The sequence below is a fragment of the Cohnella massiliensis genome, from assembly GCF_900169535.1.
Taxonomy (GTDB): domain Bacteria; phylum Bacillota; class Bacilli; order Paenibacillales; family Paenibacillaceae; genus Cohnella; species Cohnella algarum.
In genome coordinates this window covers 300,969-320,397 of record NZ_LT821255.1, presented here as the reverse complement: position 1 = coordinate 320,397, position 19,429 = coordinate 300,969, and the positions used below count along the sequence as shown (strand labels likewise).

Sequence of the window (19,429 nt, the reverse complement as noted above, 5' to 3'; positions counted from 1 at the left end):
AAAAAGTTATTGCTGGTTTGTCTCGCACAGGCTCAAAGCCTGCATTCGACTTGTTTCCAATTACGCTCGATGTTCAGTTTTCAAGGAGCAATCGCGTTAGCCCGAAGGCCTTCGCTTTCGCGTCGCCCGTTCAGCGGCGACTTAAATAATATATCACGTTTGAATCGCCTATGCAACTGTTTTTTTCGCTTTTTTTAACTGACAGATTTCCCCATGCAAATGGCCCGCCGCTTTCCGTTTTCTCTGCCTTGAACGGACGATCTTCCGCCTTGGCAACGGATCGCTTTCGGAGGATGGTGGGTTCGCGCCGTTCAAGATCAATATATTGCGCGAGATATCGAAATAATAAACGAAAACCGGAGCCCGACCGCCATCGGTCTTCGCTCCGGTTTCGCGCTTCGTCCGGCAGTTAGCCGGTCAGGCGGAATAGATCGCGCAAATGTACAGATCCCGCTGCTTGCTTAAATTCACGATTTCCCCATAGATCGAGATCATTGGCCGCGTCGGATTTTGGACGTCGGTAAATACGATTTCGCCTACGCGGTTATCGTTAAGCTGAACCAGCATCCCGTTGTGAAAATGAGTTGCCCGGTCGATGAACGTACGCACGAACAACGGATCCAGCTTGCCGAACGACTCGGACTGAAGCTCCTCCAGCACCAAATAGGGCGACTGGCCTTTCCGTTCATTGCGCGTGGTCGTCATCGCATGATACATGTCCGCGATCGCCACGATTTTGGCGTATTGGTGGATTTTGTCCCCGGAAAGCTTCATCGGATACCCGCTGCCGTCCAATCGCTCATGATGCTGCAGCGCGGCCAGGGCTACCCCTTGGCTCAAGGAAGGAACGCCCTCGAGAAGGCGGAATCCGTACACCGTGTGCTGCCGCATCTCCTGAATTTCCGCAGGCGTCAACCGGGTCGGCTTATGAAAAATCGCCGGGTCGATCCGGACGTTCCCGATATCGTGCAGCAGCCCGGCAAGCGCGATTTGCGTCCAGTCCTTTTCCGGCAGCTTGCACCATTTGGCGAGCTTGTACGAAGTCAGGGCGCATAGAACGCTGTTGCGAATCCATCGTTCGACAGGACTTCCATCCTGAACGGGAACGAACGTCAATACGTTATACTCTTCGATGCGATCGATGAGCTCAAGGAGGGTTTTCCGAAGTTCCAGTACCGGCAGCTTATCTCCCGGCCCCGTCCTGTCGAACGAATGCTTCAGCAGCTTTTCCATCTCCAGAAATTTCTGCTGAAGCGGCTGAACTTCGCTCTCCGGAACGTTCTCTTCGGATTTCTCCGTCGTTTCGATCAAACCGTTGCGGCGAACCTCTACGTTCGGTATTAGAAAAGCCTGCAATATCTCCAAATCGCGATCGGACAAAATCCGGCCTTCAGGCAGCAATAAGCTGCCCAAAGACGTGATCACGTCCGAGGTCAGGCAGTCGCCTTCCTGCACCTGCGCCACGGGCAATACCGGCATGACGCTTCCCCCCTGAACAATTCGCTGGATTACTCGCTGTCTTCGCTTGCTTCTTGCGCGTTATCTTCGTCGTCCGCGCTGCTTGGCGCACGAGCGACGGTAGCGACCGACTCGTCTTCCTTCACGTTGATGAGCTTGACGCCCTGCGTGATGCGTCCCATCGTGTTGATGCCGGACATGCTCATCCGAATCAACGTTCCGTTGGTGGTGATGATCATTAAATCCTCATCGTCCTGGACGACCTTCAGGCTGACGATCGAGCCGTTCTTGTCCGTGACGTTCAGCGTCTTGATCCCTTTCCCGCCGCGCGTCTGCGTGCGGTATTCGGTCATCGGCGTCCGTTTGCCGTAGCCTTTGGCCGTCACGATCAGCACATCCCGCTCCGGATCGACGACATCCATGTCGATGACGCTGTCGTTCTCGTCGAGCTGGATGCCTTTGACCCCGGTAGCCGAGCGGCCCATGGCGCGGACGTCCTGCTCGGAGAAGCGTATGGACATGCCCTGCGCCGTGCCCATGACGATTTCCTGTTTGCCGTCGGTGAGCTTGACGCCGATCAGATCGTCGTCTTCGCGCAAGGAAATGGCAATCAGCCCGACTTTGCGGATGTTGGCGTAATCGTCCAGCGGCGTCTTCTTCACGATCCCGTTCCGGGTGGCGAAGAACAGGTAGCGGTTCGGTTCCATCGACTCGACCGGAATGACGAAGTTGATCGTCTCGCCCTGCTCGATCTGAATGAGGTTAATGACCGGCGTCCCCCGGGCGGTTCGGCTCAAATCCGGGATTTCGTACGCTTTAAGCCGGAACACCCGTCCGCGGTTCGTAAAGAACAGCAAGTAGTGGTGCGTGTTGGATACGAACAGATGCTCGATGAAATCGTCGTCCTTCGTATCCATCCCGACGACGCCTCTTCCGCCACGCTTCTGGCTGCGGTACGTGGAAACCGGCAAACGTTTGATGTACCCGGTATGGGTCATCGTGATAACCACTTCGTCGCGCGGAATCAAGTCCTCGTCGAGGATTTCGTTGTCGCTGGCCGTAATTTCCGTGCGGCGCTCGTCGCCGAATTTGAGCTTGATTTCTTCCAGCTCGTCGTGAATGATGCCCAGCACCAGCTGCTCGTCTCCGAGAATGGCCTTGTATTCGGCGATTTTTTGCAGCAATTCGTTGTATTCCTCTTCGATCTTCTCGCGTTCCAAGCCGGTCAGCCGGCGCAGACGCATGTCGAGAATCGCTTGGGCCTGGTCGAACGACAGCCCAAAGCGCTCGATCAGCCCGTTGCGGGCCTCCTCGTCGGAACGGGAAGAGCGGATCAAGGCGATGACTTCGTCGAGATGGTCGAGCGCGATGCGCAAACCTTCGAGAATATGCGCGCGGGCTTCCGCCTTTTTGAGGTCGTACTCGGTCCGCCTGCGAATGACTTCGATCTGGTGCTTCAGATAGTAGCCCAACACCTCGCGCAGGTTCAGCACTTTCGGCTCTTTGTTCACGATCGCGAGCATATTGATGCCGAACGACGACTGCATGGACGTGTGCTTATAGAGATTGTTCAGCACGACGCTCGGATTGACGTCCCGGCGGAGCTCGATGACGATCCGCATCCCGGTACGGTCCGATTCGTCGCGCAAATCGGTAATCCCGTCAATCCTCTTCTCGCGGACGAGTTCGGCGATCTTCTCGACGAGGCGCGCCTTGTTGACCTGGTACGGAATTTCGGTGACGATAATCCGGGCCTTGCCGTTCGTCTCCTCGATGACCGCCCGCGCGCGGATCGTAATGGAACCCCTTCCCGTCGCGTATGCCGAACGGATCCCTTCCCGGCCCAAAATAATGCCGGATGTCGGGAAATCGGGTCCCTTGATATATTCCATCAAATCCAGAGCCGTCAGATCCGGATTATGGATAAGCGCCTGGACCCCCTCGATCACTTCGGTCAGATTGTGCGGAGGAATGTTCGTGGCCATCCCGACGGCAATCCCCGTCGTACCGTTGACCAGAAGGTTCGGAATCCGCGCCGGAAGCACTTCGGGCTCCACTTCCTCGCCGTCGTAGTTCGGAACGAAGTTGACGGTTTCCTTGTTGATGTCGCGCAGCATTTCCATCGCGATCTTCGACAGGCGCGATTCCGTGTACCGCATGGCGGCCGCGGCGTCGCCGTCGACGGAACCGAAATTCCCCTGGCCTTCGACCAGCATATACCGCATGGAGAAATCTTGCGCCATCCGGACCATCGCTTCGTAAAGCGCCGAGTCGCCGTGCGGATGGTATTTCCCCATGACGTCGCCGACGACCCGGGCCGACTTCTTGAACGGCTTGTCCGGCGTAACGCCCATTTCCGACATTCCGTACAAAATGCGCCGGTGCACGGGCTTCAAACCGTCCCGAACGTCGGGCAGGGCGCGGGATACGATCGTGCTCATGGCATAACTCAAAAACGATTCCCGCATTTCAAGACCGATATCGCGGTCCCGAACTTGGGAGCGTTGCTCTTCCGACATGTGGATCCTCCTTCTTTGTTACCAACGAACACCAACCGTACAATCGTCATAAAGTAAAAAGGATGAATGAATTTATTATAGCATAATGTCTACGGGAAAGGTTGGATGAAGCCCGATGCCGATCCGCCGCGTTCAAAGTAAACGGGCCAAAACCGTTGCGCTGCTGGCTAACCCCGAATTGAAAGACTCCATCCCCGAAACCCGCGAATTCAACCGGAATACGGTCCATGACATGCTGCACAAATACGGCATGATTTACGTGAAACCGGTGAACGGCACTTTCGGCAAGGGCGTTATCCGCTTGGAACGAAACCCGGATCTGCTGCTCCCTTATTCCCTGCAATCCGGCGAGCGAAAATACCGCTTCCGCACGTTCGAAGGAATGTATGCGAAGCTTCTTCGCGTCAAGCTTCGCAGGCGCTACATCTCCCAACAGGGCATCGAGCTGCTAAAGTTCAATAAGCGCCGGTTCGATTTGCGCGTGATGGTCCAGATCAACCCGGCGAAGGAATGGGAAGCGACCGGCATTATCGGCCGCCTTGCCCATCCCCGCAAAATCGTGACCAACTATCACAGCGGCGGAACGCTTTACCCGTTCGAAAAGCTGATGGGCGGCTATCTTGGCAGCGGCGAAAAATTAAACGCTTTTCAGGACAAACTGAAAGGGCTGGGCAAAAAAATCGCCGTCACGCTCGAACGCAGCTTTCCCGGAATCAAGGAAATCGGCATCGATATCGCCGTCGACCGGAATCTGAAACCGTGGATTCTCGAGGTCAACACCTTGCCTGATCCGTATATTTTCCGGAAGCTGCCGAATTCGGCGATTTTCCGCCGCATTTATCGCTATGCCAACGCTTACGGGCGCTTTCGGCGCAACCGCAGCGGCAGTTGAAATCAAACACCCGCCGTTGCCGCAACGCCGAGCTTAAAACGGCCTGCTCGGGTACGGTGCAATGGCGGGTGAACAACCCTGAAATCGCGGCGGATTAAATATCGAGATCTTTCACCAGATTGCCGTACTGCTGGATGAATTCCCGGCGCGGCTCGACGTTGTCGCCCATCAGCATGTCGAACAGCTCGTCGGCCTTCATCGCTTCCTCGATGCGGACTTGCAGCATCGTTCGGGTTTCGGGGTCCATCGTCGTGTCCCACAGCTGATCCGCGTTCATTTCGCCGAGACCTTTGTACCGTTGGACGTTCACCTTGGCGCCTTCGCCGAACTCGGCGATAATCCGGTCGCGCTCGGCTTCGTTTTGCGCGTAGCGAACGACTTTGTTCCGCTCGATCTTGAACAGCGGCGGCTGCGCGATATAGACATAGCCCGCCTCGATCAGCTCCCGCATGTAGCGGTAGAAGAAGGTCAGCAATAGCGTGCGGATGTGCGCTCCGTCGACGTCGGCGTCGGTCATGATGATGATCTTGTGATACCGCGCCTTCGCAATGTCGAAGTCTTCGGCGATGCCCGTTCCGAGCGCCGTAATGATCGCGCGAATTTCCATGTTGGAAAGAATGCGGTCCAGCCGCGCCTTTTCGACGTTCAAAATTTTGCCCCGCAGCGGCAGGATCGCCTGGAAATTCCGATCCCGGCCGGATTTGGCCGAGCCGCCCGCGGAGTCGCCTTCGACGATATACAGCTCGCTGATCGACGCGTCCTTGGACGAACAATCCGCCAGCTTGCCGGGCAGGCTGCTGACCTCGAGCGCGCTTTTGCGCCGGGTCAGCTCGCGCGCCTTGCGCGCGGCCTCGCGGGCGCGCGACGCCTGAAGCGATTTTTCGACGACTTTCCGCGCGATCGACGGATTTTCGTTCATGAACTCCAGCAGCTTGTCCGCGAACAGCGATTCCACGATGCCGCGCACTTCGCTGTTGCCAAGCTTTGTCTTCGTTTGGCCTTCGAACTGCGGGTCCGGAATTTTGACGGAGATGATCGCGGTGAGTCCCTCCCGCACGTCGTCGCCGGTCAAGTTCCCTTCGCTCTCCTTGACCATGCCCGATTTGCGCGCATAGTCGTTGATAATGCGGGTAAGAGCGCTCTTGAAGCCGGATTCGTGCGTCCCGCCCTCGTGCGTATTGATGTTATTCGCGAACGAATAAATATTTTCCGTGTATCCGTCGTTGTACTGCATCGCGATTTCGCATTGGATGTAATCCTTGCTGCCTTCGACGTAAATCGGCTGCTCGTGCAGCGCTTCCCGGGTCCGGTTCAAATAGAGGACGAACTCCTTGATGCCTCCGTCGTACTTGAAGGTATCGCTTTTGCCCGTTCTTTCGTCCTTGATGTTGAGCTCGATTCCCTTGTTCAGGAACGCCAGTTCGCGAATCCGTCCAACCAACGTATCGTAGTCGTATTCGGTCGTTTCCGTGAAAATTTCCGGATCCGGTTTGAAACGGGTTTGCGTCCCGGTCTCGTCGGTATCGCCCGCGATGACCACGTCGTATTGCGGCGCCCCGCGGCGATATTCCTGCTTGTAGACGTGGCCGTCGCGTTTGACTTGAACGGTCACATGCTCGGACAAGGCGTTGACGACCGAAACCCCGACGCCGTGCAAGCCGCCGGATACTTTGTACCCTTCGCCGCCGAATTTCCCGCCGGCATGCAAAACGGTCATGACGACTTCGAGCGTCGACTTTTTCAGTTTCGGATGTTCGCCTACCGGAATGCCCCGGCCGTTATCGATAACCGTGATGCTGTTGTCTTCGTGTACGATGATATCGATCCGGCTGCAATAGCCGGCGAGCGCCTCGTCGATGCTGTTGTCGACGACTTCCCACACGAGATGGTGCAGCCCTTTGCCGCTCGTCGAGCCGATGTACATGCCCGGACGCTTGCGGACGGCTTCCAAACCTTCCAAGACCTGAATCTGACTTTCGTCATACGTATTCTGTTGCGTATTCACGGACAAACCCTCCACCGCCTTCTTTCGTAAACGCGATTATGGCACCGACAGGCGAAACGGCGCCTATGCGCCGCAGTCTCCCCGCTATAAATCGAGTAATAGATGAGCCCTTTTTTTCAACGTTGACGATGAAATAGGCGAATAATAGACTTTCTCTTCCGTAACGACGATCGATTTCGGCTCTTCTTCCCCGATCGTCTCCACCTCGCGGTTTTTGCGGGCGTTCGTTACGAATTGCCTAGACAACTTGGAAGACTGCTCGATGGAAATATCGAAAATGGCCACAAGCTGCGACGTACGGATAATCTTCTCTCCGCCGAGATGGATGTACATGCCGCGCCTCCCGTTGCAAAGTTCGTTTCAGCTCACGATCTCCCCGTTGCGGACTTCGTAGACGGCCGCGTCATGGAGCCGGTTCATATTCACGCTTTCCAGGCCGGTCGTCGTAATGAACGTTTGCACCCGGCTCTGAAACGTCTCGATCAGGTGAGTTTGCCGCTGTTGGTCCAATTCCGACAGAACGTCGTCGAGCAGGAGGAGCGGATATTCCCCGATCTCCTCCCGCATCAGCTCCAGTTCGGCCAGCTTGAGCGACAAGGCCGCCGTCCGCTGCTGCCCTTGCGACCCGAACGATTGAACGTCCTTGCCGTTAATGAAAAAAGCCAGGTCGTCCCGATGAGGTCCTGCAAGCGTCATGCCGCGGCGGAATTCCTGTTCTTTGCCTTGTGTTAACTTTAACATAAATTGCTCGAATAAGTAAGCTTCATCTTGCGAAGCGCCGTCTTCCGAGCCCCCGAACGACGGCCGGTATTCCACCGTCAGGAGTTCGCCTCCGCCCGTAATTCCGCGATGGATCTTCTCGGCCCATCCTTGAAGCTTATGAATAAAGGTTTTCCTTTTTTGCATCATTTTAACACCTGAGGCCGCGAGCTGCTCGTTCCAGACGTCGAGCATCGCTTGCGAAGCGCGGGCGAGATCGGTCGATTTCAGGTAGTTGTTCCGCTGCTGCATGATCTTCTGATATTGCTGCAGATCGTACAAATAGCCGGGATGCACCTGGCCGATTTCCATGTCCATGAATCGGCGGCGCACTCCCGGCGCTCCCTTGACGATATCGAGATCCTCCGGCGCGAACAGCACGACGTTGATCGTGCCGACGAACCCGCTCAGCTTGCGCTGCTCGAGCTCGTTCACTTTCGCTCGCTTTCCTTGCGGGGACAGCTGCAGTTCCATCGAGATGTCCCCGTATTTGCGGGTCAGCTCCGCGCGGATGCGCGCGAACGGCTGGTTCCAGCCGATCAGTTCCTTGTCCTTGGACGTGCGGTGGGATTTGGTCAGCGCCAGCACGTGGATCGCTTCGAGCAAATTCGTTTTCCCTTGGGCGTTCGGCCCCACTAAAATGTTCACGCCCGCGCTCGTATTCAGCGAAAGCCGCTCGTAATTCCGGTAGCCCTGCAAAGTGAGCCGATTCAATTGCATGCCTTGTTTCCTTTCCTCGGAATCCGGGAGACGACGCAACCCGCGCGATTCCGCCTCAACTCAAATGGACCTCACGACGAACGTGCCGAAGCCTTCCACCTCGACTTTATCGCCCGGAACGAGCTTGCGTCCCCTGCGGTTTTCCGCTTCTCCGTTGACCCGGATGGGCGTCTCCTTGACGAACCATTTGACTTCTCCGCCCGTTCCGACGCAATCGCCCAGCTTCAGCAGCTGTCCGAGCGTAATGTATTCGGTCCGAATCGAAATTTCTTTCATGTTCGCCGCCTCAATTCGTGGTCCGGTACGGAAGAATAAGATGCAAGGCGTTATCGTGTTCCCGCGGTTTGATGATGATCGGGCTCATCGATCCCGTAAAGCCGATAAAAAGCTGCTCGCTGTCCGTTACTTTGAGCACGTCGAGCATATATTTCGAGTTGAACGCGATGCGCACCGGATCCCCGGTCAATTCGGTCGTTTCCAGCTGCTCCTGCATCCGTCCGAGCTCGGAGGAGCTGGACGAAATTTCGACGCCGCCGTTTTCCGTCGTCGACAGGCGAACGATGTTCGTTTTTTCCTCCCGCGACAGCAAATAGGCCCGGTCGAGCGCGTCGCTGAGCACCCGCGTCGGCAGAACGAGTTCTGTTTTGTAGCTGGTCGGAATAATCTTTGTAGTGTCCGGAAACGTCCCGTCCAGCATCCGGGAATAGAATAACACATTTCCGAGTTTGAACTGCACCTGGCTTTCGGCGACAACGATGTCGACCAGCGTGATCTGGTCGGGAATGATTTTGGACAATTCGCCCAGCGTCTTCCCGGAAATGACGACATTGGCGAAGCGGATGTCCGAATCGGTTTCGACCTGGATGGAAGCCGTCGCCAGCCGGTGACGGTCGGTCGCGAGAAATTTGAAAACTCCGTCCTGAAGGCTCCACAGCACGCCGGTCAGCACGGGCGTCGATTCGTTCGTCGTGACGGCAAACACGGTCTGGCGAATCATCGATCGAAGCAGATCGCCGGGAACGCTGAACACTTTGTCTTCTTCCAGATTTGGAAGAACCGGGAATTCCTCCGGATCCATGCCGACGATTTGAATTTCGCTCGTTCCGGAATGGATGACCGTCTGGAACCGGTCTCCGACGTCGATATTGACTTCCTCATGCGGAAGCTTGCGGACGATTTCGGAAAAAAACTTGGCGGGAAGCACGACGCTGCCGCTTTTGGAGATGACGGCTACGCTTTTTTCCGGAGTTTCGGCCGGGATGTAACTTTGGATCGAAATATCGGTGTCACTGGCGGTAAGGGTGATTCCCCGCTCGTTGGCGTCGATTTTAATGCCGCTCAGAATCGGAATCGTCGTGCGGGACGAGACGGCTTTGACTGTCTGCTGCACCGCTTCGTTCAATTCGTGGCGTGATATGGTCAGTTTCATGGGCGCACCTCGTCGTTCAGTTTTAAAGTAGCTGTTTTATAAAATCATTAAGGCCGTAGTAGTAGGCGGCGTGAATATGTGGATAAGTCGAAAAAACGCGAAAACGGAGCCTATCCACATGTGTATGCTTTGTGTACAGGCTTCCGGTTTTTCCACTGCGTTTTTTGGTTCTTGTTGCCGAATCAGGACAGGTTTTTGATTTTCTCCGTCAGGTTCTGCACGATTTTGTAAAGCTCCGGGTCGACTTTCAGTTGTCCGGTTATTTTCTCGTGGGCATGGATGACGGTCGTATGGTCCCGCCCGCCGAACGCTTCGCCGATTTTCGGCAAGGAGTAGTCCGTCAGCTCCCGCGACAAATACATGGCGATCTGACGGGGAAACGCGACGGCTTTCGTCCGTTTTCGCGCTTTGAAATCCTCCAGCTTGAGCCCGTAAAATTCGCCTACCCGCTGCTGAATATCCTGGATCGTGATCATCCGGTTGCGTCCGTTGGGCAAAATGTCTTTGAGCGCTTCCGCGGCCAAATGCGTCGTGACGTCCTGATTGGTCAGGGACGAGTATGCGACGATGCGGATGAGCGCGCCTTCCAGCTCGCGAATGTTTGAATCGATCATGTTGGCGATATAGACCATCGCTTCGTTCGGAATGTCGAGGTTTTCGGCTTTCGCCTTCTTCCGGAGGATGGCGATGCGCGTCTCGAGATCCGGCGGCTGGATGTCGGTGATCAATCCCCATTCGAACCTGGAGCGAAGCCGCTCTTCGAGCGTCGGAATTTCTTTGGGCGTCCGGTCGCTGGAGATGACGATTTGCTTATGTTCTTCATGCAGTGCGTTAAACGTATGGAAAAATTCCTCCTGCGTCCCGTCCTTGCCCGCGAGAAACTGGATGTCGTCGATCAGCAGCACGTCGATGCTCCGGTACTTGTTGCGGAAGCTTTCTCCGCGGTTGTCGCGGATCGCGTTGATGAATTCGTTCGTGAACTTCTCGGACGACAGGTACAGAACCTTCATATGAGGATTGTGTTCCAAAATATAGTGCCCGATCGCATGCATCAGATGCGTTTTGCCCAAGCCCACGCCCCCGTAAAGGAACAGCGGATTGTACGCTTTCGCCGGCGCTTCGGCGACGGCGAGCGAAGCGGCGTGCGCGAACCGGTTGCCCGCCCCGATGACGAACGTGTCGAACAAATATTTCGGATTCAGCATCGAGACGTTCTCTTCGGCAACCGCAGGTTTGACTACGGGAGCTTGAAGAAACGGAGCCGGCGGCTCGGTCGGTCGGTTCTCCTCGATGGCGAATCTCACTTCCACGGGAGTTCCCAAGTATTCGGAAAGCGTCGAGACGACCAGCTTCGTATAGCGGGTTTCCAGCCATTCGACCGCGAACGTCGTAGGAGCGGTAACGATAACGGTGCCTTCGTCCAGGAACGTCGCTTTCGTTGCCTTGAACCACGTATCGTAGCTAGGTTTGCTCAGCTTGGTTTGAATGACCGACAATACTTGCTGCCAGATCTCGCTGCTTCGGTTGTCCACATGAAGTCACTCCTTTAACCCAACAGGCGGACGAGGGAGAGGAAATGTCGAAAAAAAGGCGAGATCGACAAGTTATCCACAAAATTCCCTGAATTCTTTATATAGATGTCCATAAGAAGGGGATGTTGTTCACAATGTTATACACAATCTGTTGATAATTTTGAGGTTAAATTCGGTTATCCACGGAAAAATATCGAACTAATCATAGCAGATCAACCCGCGGAATTCAACGAATTTGCGGACGTTATCCACAAATTCAATAACTTGTGGATGAATTCTGTGCACAACACAAGATATTGTTGATAAATTGTGAGATAATTCGACAAACAGTCGCAAAGACCGTCTTTTTCGTTTCTTTTATTCACATGTGCATAATTATTTTCGATTAACGCGTTCTTTCTATATAGAGATAGGGATAACTTGGCGCCGTTTTTTTGGTTTGACAATCGGAAGGCGCTGTGCTTTAATAGAAAGACCTGAGTTTTCAAGTTAGGGGGTATTGAACGGTGGGTCCGACATTTAAACCGAATGTAAGCAAGCGGAAGAAAGTTCACGGTTTCCGCAAGCGCATGAGCACGAAGAACGGACGTAAAGTTCTGAAAGCTCGCCGTCAAAAGGGACGGAAAGTGCTGTCCGCTTAATCGATAAAGACCACGTGAGGTGGTCTTTTTTCTTTATATCCGGACGATACTGGATGAGGATGCTTTCGCGAGAAAAAGAATGACGGGCAATGGAGCGTTGAAGGATGCAAAGAAAACTGCGGCTGCGGAACAGGGAGGATTTCAACCGAATATACCGGCACGGACGATCGTTTGCCAACTCGCAGTTTGTCGTCTACTGGCGCAAGTTCCCGGAGACGGAGCAATTCCGCCTGGGCATTTCCGCCAGCGGCAAGCTGGGGGGCGCGGTCGTTCGCAACCGGCTTCGCAGAATGATCAAGGAAATCGTTCGGCGCAATGCGCACAAGTTGAACGAAGGCCACGACCTCATCCTTATCGTTCGCAAACCGGCGCTTTCTCTCTCTTATTGGGAAATGGAAAAAAGCATCCTGCACGTGCTGCGAAAAGCGGGTTTGACGAAAGGTTCCGTTCCTCCCGAGAAATCGCCTAAAGGGAGAGGGGCCGGAGGCGTGTCCCCCAAGTCGAAAAACGGTCAGCCGCGCGCTTTCCTTTGCCTTTAGTCTTATGGTATATTGGAAGATGGAATCGTTTTAACTCAATCGAATCGTATCGATATTTTCCGGCGTTTCTGCTTGGACAAGCCAAGCTTGCTTACGCACATGCTCGAGAGGAGTTTTTGGTGTTGCTGCGAAATCGCAAATGGTGGATTGCCGGCGGCTTGCTGCTGACGGCGATTCTGGTGTTGTCCGGATGCGCGCCTACCAATACGGCGACGACGACGACCGAAGATATGCTGGAGGGCGGATGGTGGCAGCGAAACGTCGTTTACTGGTTTTCGCTTATGCTGGACACGTTCGCGGATTGGTTCCAGGGGTCTTACGGGTTATCCATTTTACTGCTGACCATTATCGTGCGGACGCTTATATTGCCGCTTTCGATCAAACAGTACAAGAGTTCGAAGGCGATGCAGAAGCTGCAGCCGGAAATCATGAAGCTGCGGGAGAAGCATAAGGACAACCCGCAGAAAATGCAGGAAGAGATGATGAAGCTTTACCAGGAAAATCAGGTCAACCCGCTGGCCGGCTGTTTTCCGCTTCTCATCCAGATGCCGATCTTCATCGCGCTTTATAACTCGATTTTCATGAACAGCGCGATTCGGACCCATACGTTTATCGGACTTGAGCTCGGGTTGTCCCCGTCGCAGTCCGGAACCTGGTACTATTATTTGATCCCGGTCGTCGCCGCGCTGACGACGTTCGTCCAATCGTGGATGATGATCGCTCTTCAGCCGCAGCAGCAAATGGGACCGATGAAGGTGCTCATGTTCGTATTCCCGATCATGATCTTCGTCATGGCGCTCTCGTTCCCGGTCGCTTTGCCGCTTTACTGGATTTACAGCAACATCTATACGATCATCCAAAACTACTTTATGTACGGACGCGGACGTTCCCCGAAACCGGAAGCGACTTCTGGCAAGGAGGCCAAAGCTCATGAAAAAGCTGGTGGCGTCAGGAAAAACGGTGGAAGAAGCACTAAAAAACGGTCTAAATGAGCTCGGTGTCGGCCAGGATCGGGTAAAAGTCGCGGTCCTGGAGCAACCTAGCAAGGGGTTATTCGGTCTGTTCGGAGCCAAGGATGCGAAAGTGGAGCTCGAGCTGATTCCCGACGGCGTGGAAGAAGCGATGCGCTTTCTCGGCGAAGTGACCGAAGCCATGAACGTGAACGTAAGAGCGAAGCGGTCGGACGACCGCGACGGCGTGCGGATCAATTTGACGGGCTCGGACCTCGGCATGCTGATCGGACGGCGCGGCCAGACGCTGGATTCGCTTCAGTTTTTGATGAACATCGTGGCGAACCGGCATTCGGACCGGCATTTGCGGATCGTGCTCGATGCCGAAAATTTTCGCGAACGCCGTCAGACGACGTTGGAGTCGCTGTCGGAGAGAATGGCGGATAAAGTCGTCAAAACGCGGAAAGAAGTCGTGCTCGAACCGATGTCCTCGCAGGAGCGCAAAGTGATTCACGCCCGTCTGCAATCCCATCCGCTGGTGAAGACGTACAGCAAAGGCGATGAACCGAACCGAAGCGTCGTCATCGCTTTGAAATAATCGATGCAGCTGCGCAATGGAAACCGCAACGAGTTGCGGGACATTGCGTTTTTTCTGGAAACGGGTGCGCCTGGGCAAGCTGGCGCAGCCGTTTTACTTGCATTAAGGAAGCGAACCGATATTGGAGGGATGCAGCATGACCGAAGATACGATTGCGGCGATCGCCACCGCGATGGGAGAGAGCAGCGTTGCCGTCATCCGGGTGAGCGGTCCCGAAGCGATAACGAAAATCGCCTCCCTGTTCCGATCGAGAATCGATTTGCGCGAGGCGGATTCGCATACGATTCATTATGGCCATATCGTCGATCCGGCCAGCGGCGGCAAAATCGACGAAGTGCTGGTGTCGGTGATGAAGGGGCCGCGGTCGTTCACGGCCGAAGACGTGGTGGAAATCAGCACCCACGGCGGCATCGTCGCGGTTCAGGCGGTACTTGCGCTCGTGCTTCGCAGCGGAGTGCGCCTGGCGGAGCCGGGCGAATTTACGAAACGGGCGTTCCTGAACGGCCGCATCGATCTGGCGCAGGCGGAAGCGGTCATCGATCTGATCCGCTCGAAGTCGGAGCGGGCGTTCCAGGTAGCGAAGCGGCAATCGGAAGGGCTGCTGTCGCAGCGGATCGCTCCGCTCAGGAACAAACTGATCGAGCTGTTGGCCCACGTCGAGGTGAACATCGATTATCCGGAGCACGATGTAGCCGAAGTGACGGCCGGAATGATCAAAGAGCGATGCGCCGAAGTGCTGGAAGAAGTCGAGCGTTTATTGAAATCCGCAAACGAAGGCAAGATTTTGCGGGAAGGGATCGTGACGGCGATCGTCGGCCGGCCGAACGCGGGCAAGTCTTCCTTATTAAATGCGCTCGCTCGGGAAAACAAGGCGATCGTGACCGACATTCCCGGGACGACGCGCGATATTATAGAAGAGTCGGTATCGCTCGCCGGCATTCCGCTGCGGTTGCTCGATACCGCGGGCATTCGGGAAACGAGCGACGTGGTGGAGAAGATCGGCGTGGAACGCTCGCGCGGAGCTTTGAACGAAGCGGATCTGATCCTGCTCGTTTTGAATATGAACGAACCGCTTAACGAAGAGGAGCTCCGCCTTCTGGACGAACTGCAAGATCGCCCCGCCATCGCCGTTATCAACAAAATCGACCTCGAGCGCAAGCTGGAGATCGAAGAGGTGGAGAAGAGGTTCCCGAAGGAACGATTGATTTATTTGTCAGCGAAGGAAGGAACTGGACTGGAAAACTTGGAAGCAGCCGTTTCCGGCCTGTTCTTGGGCGGCGGAGTCGAGACGGAGGATATGACGTACGTGAGCAATGCGCGCCATATCGCGCTGTTTCACCAGGCCGTATCGTCGCTTCGGGATGCGATGGAGGGAGCGGAGAGCGGCGTGCCGATCGATTTGATTCAAATCGATCTTTCCTCGGCGTGGGAGACGCTGGGCGAAATTGTCGGCGATTCCGTCGGAGAGTCGCTGCTGGATCAAATTTTCTCTAAATTTTGCTTGGGCAAATGATATAATGGGTTAGCTATAAGGAGGGACGAAAATGAGTTACGAAGCAGGACAATACGAAGTATTGGTCGTCGGCGCCGGCCATGCGGGCGTCGAAGCAGCGCTGGCCGCGGCCCGGATGGGATGCGAAACGCTGCTGCTGACGATCAATTTGGATATGGTGGCGTTTATGCCATGCAACCCGTCGATCGGCGGCCCGGCCAAAGGCCACGTCGTCCGCGAAATCGACGCGCTCGGCGGCGAGATGGGCCGCAATATCGACAAGACGTTTATTCAAATGCGCATGCTGAACACGGGCAAAGGTCCGGCCGTGCATGCGCTTCGGGCGCAAGCCGATAAATTTTTGTACCAGCATATGATGAAAGAAACGATCGAAAAGCAGGAGAAGCTGACGCTTCGCCAAGGCATGGTCGAGGAACTGATCGTCGAAGACGGCATTTGCCGCGGCGTCGTGACGAAAACGGGGGCCGAATATCGCGCGAAAACGGTCGTACTGACGACCGGGACATACTTGCGCGGGAAAGTCATCATCGGCGAGCTGATGTACGAGAGCGGTCCGAACAATCAACAGCCTTCGGTTAAGCTGTCGCAATCGCTGAAGGACCTGGGCCTTGAGCTCGTTCGCTTCAAAACGGGGACCCCGCCGCGCGTTCACCAGGATACGATCGATTTTTCGAAAACGGAAATTCAGCCCGGCGACGCGCAGCCGAAATATTTCTCGTTCGAAACCGAGTACGAAGAGCGGGCGAACGAGCAGCTGCCGTGCTGGCTGACGTATACGTCGGAAGAAACGCACAAGATCATTAACGATAATCTGCATCGGGCCCCGATGTTCTCGGGTGCGATCGAGGGCACCGGACCGCGCTACTGCCCTTCGATCGAGGACAAAATCGTTCGCTTCGCCGACAAGCCGAAGCATCAGATTTTCCTGGAGCCGGAAGGCCGCAATACGAAGGAATACTATGTGCAGGGCCTTTCGACGAGCATGCCGGAGGACGTGCAGCTGCGCATTTTGCGTTCCATTCCGGGATTGGAAAAGGTCGAAATGATGCGCACCGGCTATGCGATCGAATACGACGCGGTCGTGCCGACGCAGCTTTGGCCTTCGCTGGAAACGAAGCAGGTCCCGAACCTGTTCACCGCCGGCCAAATCAACGGAACGTCGGGGTACGAGGAAGCGGCCGGACAAGGAATTATGGCCGGGATCAACGCAGCGCGGAAAGCGAAAGGCCTCGATCCGGTCATTATCGATCGTTCGCATGGCTATATCGGCGTCATGATCGACGACCTGGTGACGAAGGGAACGAACGAGCCGTATCGTCTGCTTACTTCGCGGGCGGAATATCGGCTGCTTCTTCGCCACGACAACGCGGATTTGCGGCTGACGCCGCTCGGCTTCGAAATCGGCTTGATTTCCGAACAACGCTATCAAAAATTCCTGCACAAGAAAAACACCGTAGAAGCGGAAATCGGGCGATTGAAGGAAACGAAATTCCGTCCCGACGAACGCGTGCAGGCGATGCTCGCTTCGACAGGTTCGGCGCCGATCGTCAATTCGGTCGACGGGTTGACGCTGCTGCGCCGTCCGGAAGTGACGTACGCGCACTTGGAAGCTTTGTCGCCGTCGCCGTTCGAATTGACCGACGATATGAAGGAACAAGTCGAAATCCAAACGAAGTACACCGGATATATCGAAAAGCAGCTTCAGCAAGTCGAACGATTGGCCAAAATGGAGAAAAAGCGGATTCCGGACGATATCGACTACAGCGTTATTCACGGGCTCGCGACGGAAGCCCGGCAAAAGCTCGATAAAATCCGACCGATCTCGCTCGGCCAGGCATCGCGGATTTCGGGCGTCACGCCGTCCGACCTATCGATTCTGCTCGTGCATCTGGAGCATTACAACCGGGTGACGGCAGCGCGGGTGCAGCATGGATGAGCTCCAAACCTGGCTGAAAAACGAGGCCGCCGGCCTCGGCATCGAGCTCGGGGCTCGGCAGTTGGATCAGTTCGAAACGTATTACCGGCTTCTTGTCGAGTGGAACGAAAAAATGAATTTGACCGGCATCACGGAAAGAGCAGCCGTTTACGAAAAGCATTTTTACGATTCGTTAACGCCGGCGACCGTCGCCGATCTTTCCGGACCGGCTTCTCTTGCGGATATCGGTTCGGGAGCCGGCTTTCCGTCGATCCCGCTGAAAATCGCGTTCCCGGCGCTTCGGGTCACGATCGTCGATTCGCTGGCCAAGCGCATTCGTTTTTTGGAGGAAGTCGTCGCTTCGCTCGGTTTGGAGGATGTTGCCTGTCTGCACGGTCGGGCGGAGGATGTGGCCCGGCTTCCCGAACAACGGGACCGACACGACATCGTGACGGCGCGAGCGGTGGCCCGCCTTGCCGGACTCAACGAACTTTGTCTTCCTTTTGCGAAACCCGGAGGCCGGTTTATCGCCATGAAGGGTTCGGATATCGCCGAAGAGCTGGAGGAAAGCAAATTCAGCGCGGGGAAATTGAATGCCGAAATCGAATGGACGAAGCGGCTGGAGCTGCCGATCGAAAAGTCCGAGCGTCATTTGATCGTCATGAGCAAAAAGGATTCGACGCCAAAGGCATATCCGCGAAAAGCGGGCATACCGCTCAAAACCCCATTGTTGTCCGGGGGCATCCGCATTTGATCGAATGTTTCACGTGGAACATGACGGCGTTCGCGCCGAACGTGTTTCACGTGGAACATTTTTTTCTTGTCAAAGCTATGAAAGTTTTTTCAAAAGCAGGAGAATGGCTTTCGATAGCGAATTAAATACATACGGAGAAAAGCGACGTGCCGCATATGCGCTGTAAAGGCGTGGAAATGCGGCGCTTTTTCGTCAATATGCAGCGGCGTTTTTGTGAAGTCAAGCCGGAAATCGCAAGAAGACGTTATTTTCCAAAAGCAGTTTAGGCTCGTTTGTGTTTCGCTGGTTTAGAATCTCCTATATAATATGAACGTGGTGGTAAAAGGAATATGAGAGAACCGTTGTCGCGTATTTTCGGGCTGTCGGATCGGAGCAATCAGGAAGAAGTGAAGCAAATCCCTGTTGCGGATATCGTTCCGAGTCCGTATCAGCCCCGATCGGTATTTGACGACGAACGAATCGACGAACTCTGTCAAACGATCAAAACGCTTGGTGTCATTCAACCGGTCGTCGTCCGTCTTCGCAACGGCAAATATGAGCTGATTGCCGGCGAGCGTCGTTGGCGTGCCGTGACCAAGCTCGGAATGGATAACATTCCGGCAATCGTACGCGAAATTAACGATTCGCAAGCGGCATCGATGGCATTGATCGAAAACCTTCAACGCGAAGGGTTGACGGCCATCGAGGAAGCGGTCGCTTATCAGAAATTGATGGATCTCCATCAATTGACGCAGGAAAGCCTTGCGCAGCGACTCGGGAAGAGTCAATCCACCATCGCGAACAAAATTCGGCTGCTTCAGTTGGGGGAAACCGTAAAGACCGCGCTGCTCGAACGGAAGATTACCGAGCGGCATGCCCGCGCCATGCTGGCTTTGCCCGATGAGGAACTGCAAAATAAAGTTCTGCAAGACATCATCGACAAGGAATGGAACGTCAAGCAGACGGAAACGAGAATCGCCTTCCTGCTGGAGGCGAACAAGAAGCCGAAATCCAAGCGGGTTTCCTTCACGAAGGACGTGCGTCTTGCGCTGAATACGATTCGCCAATCGGTCGATATGGTTACCGGTTCGGGAATCCCGATTAAATCGAGCGAACGCGACTGCGAAGACCATATTGAGATCGTCATCCATATTCCGAAGCGGTAACGATTGTCCGACGTCCGGCGTTGCCGGTTGTTGCGGCATCGAAGCGGCGTCGCAAGGCGG

General features: G+C 55.1%; 16 protein-coding genes and 1 pseudogene. 9 read left to right on the top strand and 8 right to left on the bottom strand.

Features of this window, described 5'->3' with window-relative positions:
• Positions 1-417: 417 nt before the first annotated feature.
• Both B7E11_RS04760 and gyrA read right to left on the bottom strand, forming a co-directional pair.
• Positions 418-1,479: an HD-GYP domain-containing protein gene (locus B7E11_RS04760; RefSeq protein ID WP_080832450.1), complete on the bottom strand. Its 1,062-nt coding sequence runs from the start codon at positions 1,477-1,479 to the stop codon at positions 418-420.
• Between the two features lie 29 nt (positions 1,480-1,508).
• Positions 1,509-3,977: a DNA gyrase subunit A gene (gene gyrA, locus B7E11_RS04755; RefSeq protein WP_080832449.1), complete on the bottom strand. Its 2,469-nt coding sequence runs from the start codon at positions 3,975-3,977 to the stop codon at positions 1,509-1,511.
• Between the two features lie 115 nt (positions 3,978-4,092).
• Between gyrA and B7E11_RS04750 the strand changes: the two genes are divergently transcribed.
• Positions 4,093-4,869: a YheC/YheD family protein gene (locus tag B7E11_RS04750; RefSeq protein ID WP_080832448.1), complete on the top strand. Its 777-nt coding sequence runs from the start codon at positions 4,093-4,095 to the stop codon at positions 4,867-4,869.
• Between the two features lie 94 nt (positions 4,870-4,963).
• Here the strand turns inward: B7E11_RS04750 and gyrB are convergent, their stop codons facing one another.
• The 6 genes from gyrB to dnaA all read right to left on the bottom strand — a co-directional run bounded on the left by gyrB (position 4,964) and on the right by dnaA (position 11,314).
• Positions 4,964-6,874 (bottom strand): DNA topoisomerase (ATP-hydrolyzing) subunit B, encoded by a 1,911-nt coding sequence (gene gyrB / locus B7E11_RS04745; protein WP_080832447.1) that lies wholly within the window; start codon positions 6,872-6,874, stop codon positions 4,964-4,966.
• Between the two features lie 84 nt (positions 6,875-6,958).
• Positions 6,959-7,207: an extracellular matrix regulator RemB gene (gene remB, locus B7E11_RS04740; protein WP_080832446.1), complete on the bottom strand. Its 249-nt coding sequence runs from the start codon at positions 7,205-7,207 to the stop codon at positions 6,959-6,961.
• 27 nt (positions 7,208-7,234) lie between these two features.
• Positions 7,235-8,353, bottom strand: a complete 1,119-nt coding sequence (gene recF / locus B7E11_RS04735) for a DNA replication/repair protein RecF (RefSeq protein ID WP_080832445.1) — start codon at positions 8,351-8,353, stop codon at positions 7,235-7,237.
• A gap of 60 nt (positions 8,354-8,413) precedes the next feature.
• Positions 8,414-8,629: a S4 domain-containing protein YaaA gene (gene yaaA / locus B7E11_RS04730; RefSeq protein WP_080832444.1), complete on the bottom strand. Its 216-nt coding sequence runs from the start codon at positions 8,627-8,629 to the stop codon at positions 8,414-8,416.
• Between the two features lie 10 nt (positions 8,630-8,639).
• Entirely contained in the window at positions 8,640-9,782 is a 1,143-nt protein-coding gene (gene dnaN / locus B7E11_RS04725) for a DNA polymerase III subunit beta (protein WP_080832443.1), read from the bottom strand.
• Between the two features lie 182 nt (positions 9,783-9,964).
• Positions 9,965-11,314, bottom strand: a complete 1,350-nt coding sequence (gene dnaA, locus B7E11_RS04720) for a chromosomal replication initiator protein DnaA (RefSeq protein ID WP_080832442.1) — start codon at positions 11,312-11,314, stop codon at positions 9,965-9,967.
• A gap of 506 nt (positions 11,315-11,820) precedes the next feature.
• On the opposite strand from dnaA, the gene rpmH reads away from it, so the two are divergent.
• The 8 genes and pseudogenes from rpmH (at position 11,821) to noc (ending at position 19,369) form a co-directional block, all read left to right on the top strand.
• Entirely contained in the window at positions 11,821-11,955 is a 135-nt protein-coding gene (gene rpmH / locus B7E11_RS04715) for a 50S ribosomal protein L34 (RefSeq protein ID WP_019004989.1), read from the top strand.
• A gap of 104 nt (positions 11,956-12,059) precedes the next feature.
• Positions 12,060-12,401, top strand: a pseudogene (rnpA, locus tag B7E11_RS04710) (ribonuclease P protein component); the annotation flags it as partial.
• A 215-nt stretch (positions 12,402-12,616) separates the two neighbouring features.
• On the top strand, positions 12,617-13,486 hold the full coding sequence (locus B7E11_RS04705) for a YidC/Oxa1 family membrane protein insertase (RefSeq protein WP_080832440.1): 870 nt from the start codon (positions 12,617-12,619) through the stop codon (positions 13,484-13,486).
• Positions 13,425-14,042, top strand: a complete 618-nt coding sequence (gene jag / locus B7E11_RS04700) for an RNA-binding cell elongation regulator Jag/EloR (protein WP_080832439.1) — start codon at positions 13,425-13,427, stop codon at positions 14,040-14,042. The genes B7E11_RS04705 and jag overlap by 62 nt, the downstream gene beginning before the upstream one ends.
• A 136-nt stretch (positions 14,043-14,178) precedes the next feature.
• Positions 14,179-15,555 (top strand): tRNA uridine-5-carboxymethylaminomethyl(34) synthesis GTPase MnmE, encoded by a 1,377-nt coding sequence (gene mnmE, locus B7E11_RS04695; RefSeq protein ID WP_080832438.1) that lies wholly within the window; start codon positions 14,179-14,181, stop codon positions 15,553-15,555.
• A 31-nt stretch (positions 15,556-15,586) separates the two neighbouring features.
• Entirely contained in the window at positions 15,587-17,491 is a 1,905-nt protein-coding gene (mnmG, locus tag B7E11_RS04690; protein ID WP_080832437.1) for a tRNA uridine-5-carboxymethylaminomethyl(34) synthesis enzyme MnmG, read from the top strand.
• A complete protein-coding gene (gene rsmG, locus B7E11_RS04685) occupies positions 17,484-18,224 on the top strand; it encodes a 16S rRNA (guanine(527)-N(7))-methyltransferase RsmG (RefSeq protein WP_080832436.1) in 741 nt (246 codons plus the stop codon). Before mnmG ends, rsmG begins: the two co-directional genes overlap by 8 nt.
• A 329-nt stretch (positions 18,225-18,553) precedes the next feature.
• Entirely contained in the window at positions 18,554-19,369 is an 816-nt protein-coding gene (gene noc / locus B7E11_RS04680) for a nucleoid occlusion protein (protein ID WP_080832435.1), read from the top strand.
• Positions 19,370-19,429: the final 60 nt, after the last annotated feature.

Bases quoted from the DNA above. Each gene is read 5' to 3' on its own strand.
- jag (WP_080832439.1), top strand. From the start codon at position 13,425: ATGAAAAAGCTGGTGGCGTCAGGAAAAACGGTGGAAGAAGCACTAAAA.
- noc (WP_080832435.1), top strand. From the start codon at position 18,554: ATGAGAGAACCGTTGTCGCGTATTTTCGGGCTGTCGGATCGGAGCAAT.
- dnaN (WP_080832443.1), bottom strand. From the start codon at position 9,782: ATGAAACTGACCATATCACGCCACGAATTGAACGAAGCGGTGCAGCAG.
- B7E11_RS04760 (WP_080832450.1), bottom strand. From the start codon at position 1,479: ATGCCGGTATTGCCCGTGGCGCAGGTGCAGGAAGGCGACTGCCTGACC.
- rsmG (WP_080832436.1), top strand. From the start codon at position 17,484: ATGGATGAGCTCCAAACCTGGCTGAAAAACGAGGCCGCCGGCCTCGGC.
- remB (WP_080832446.1), bottom strand. From the start codon at position 7,207: ATGTACATCCATCTCGGCGGAGAGAAGATTATCCGTACGTCGCAGCTT.
- recF (WP_080832445.1), bottom strand. From the start codon at position 8,353: ATGCAATTGAATCGGCTCACTTTGCAGGGCTACCGGAATTACGAGCGG.
- B7E11_RS04750 (WP_080832448.1), top strand. From the start codon at position 4,093: ATGCCGATCCGCCGCGTTCAAAGTAAACGGGCCAAAACCGTTGCGCTG.
- mnmE (WP_080832438.1), top strand. From the start codon at position 14,179: ATGACCGAAGATACGATTGCGGCGATCGCCACCGCGATGGGAGAGAGC.
- gyrA (WP_080832449.1), bottom strand. From the start codon at position 3,977: ATGTCGGAAGAGCAACGCTCCCAAGTTCGGGACCGCGATATCGGTCTT.
- mnmG (WP_080832437.1), top strand. From the start codon at position 15,587: ATGAGTTACGAAGCAGGACAATACGAAGTATTGGTCGTCGGCGCCGGC.
- yaaA (WP_080832444.1), bottom strand. From the start codon at position 8,629: ATGAAAGAAATTTCGATTCGGACCGAATACATTACGCTCGGACAGCTG.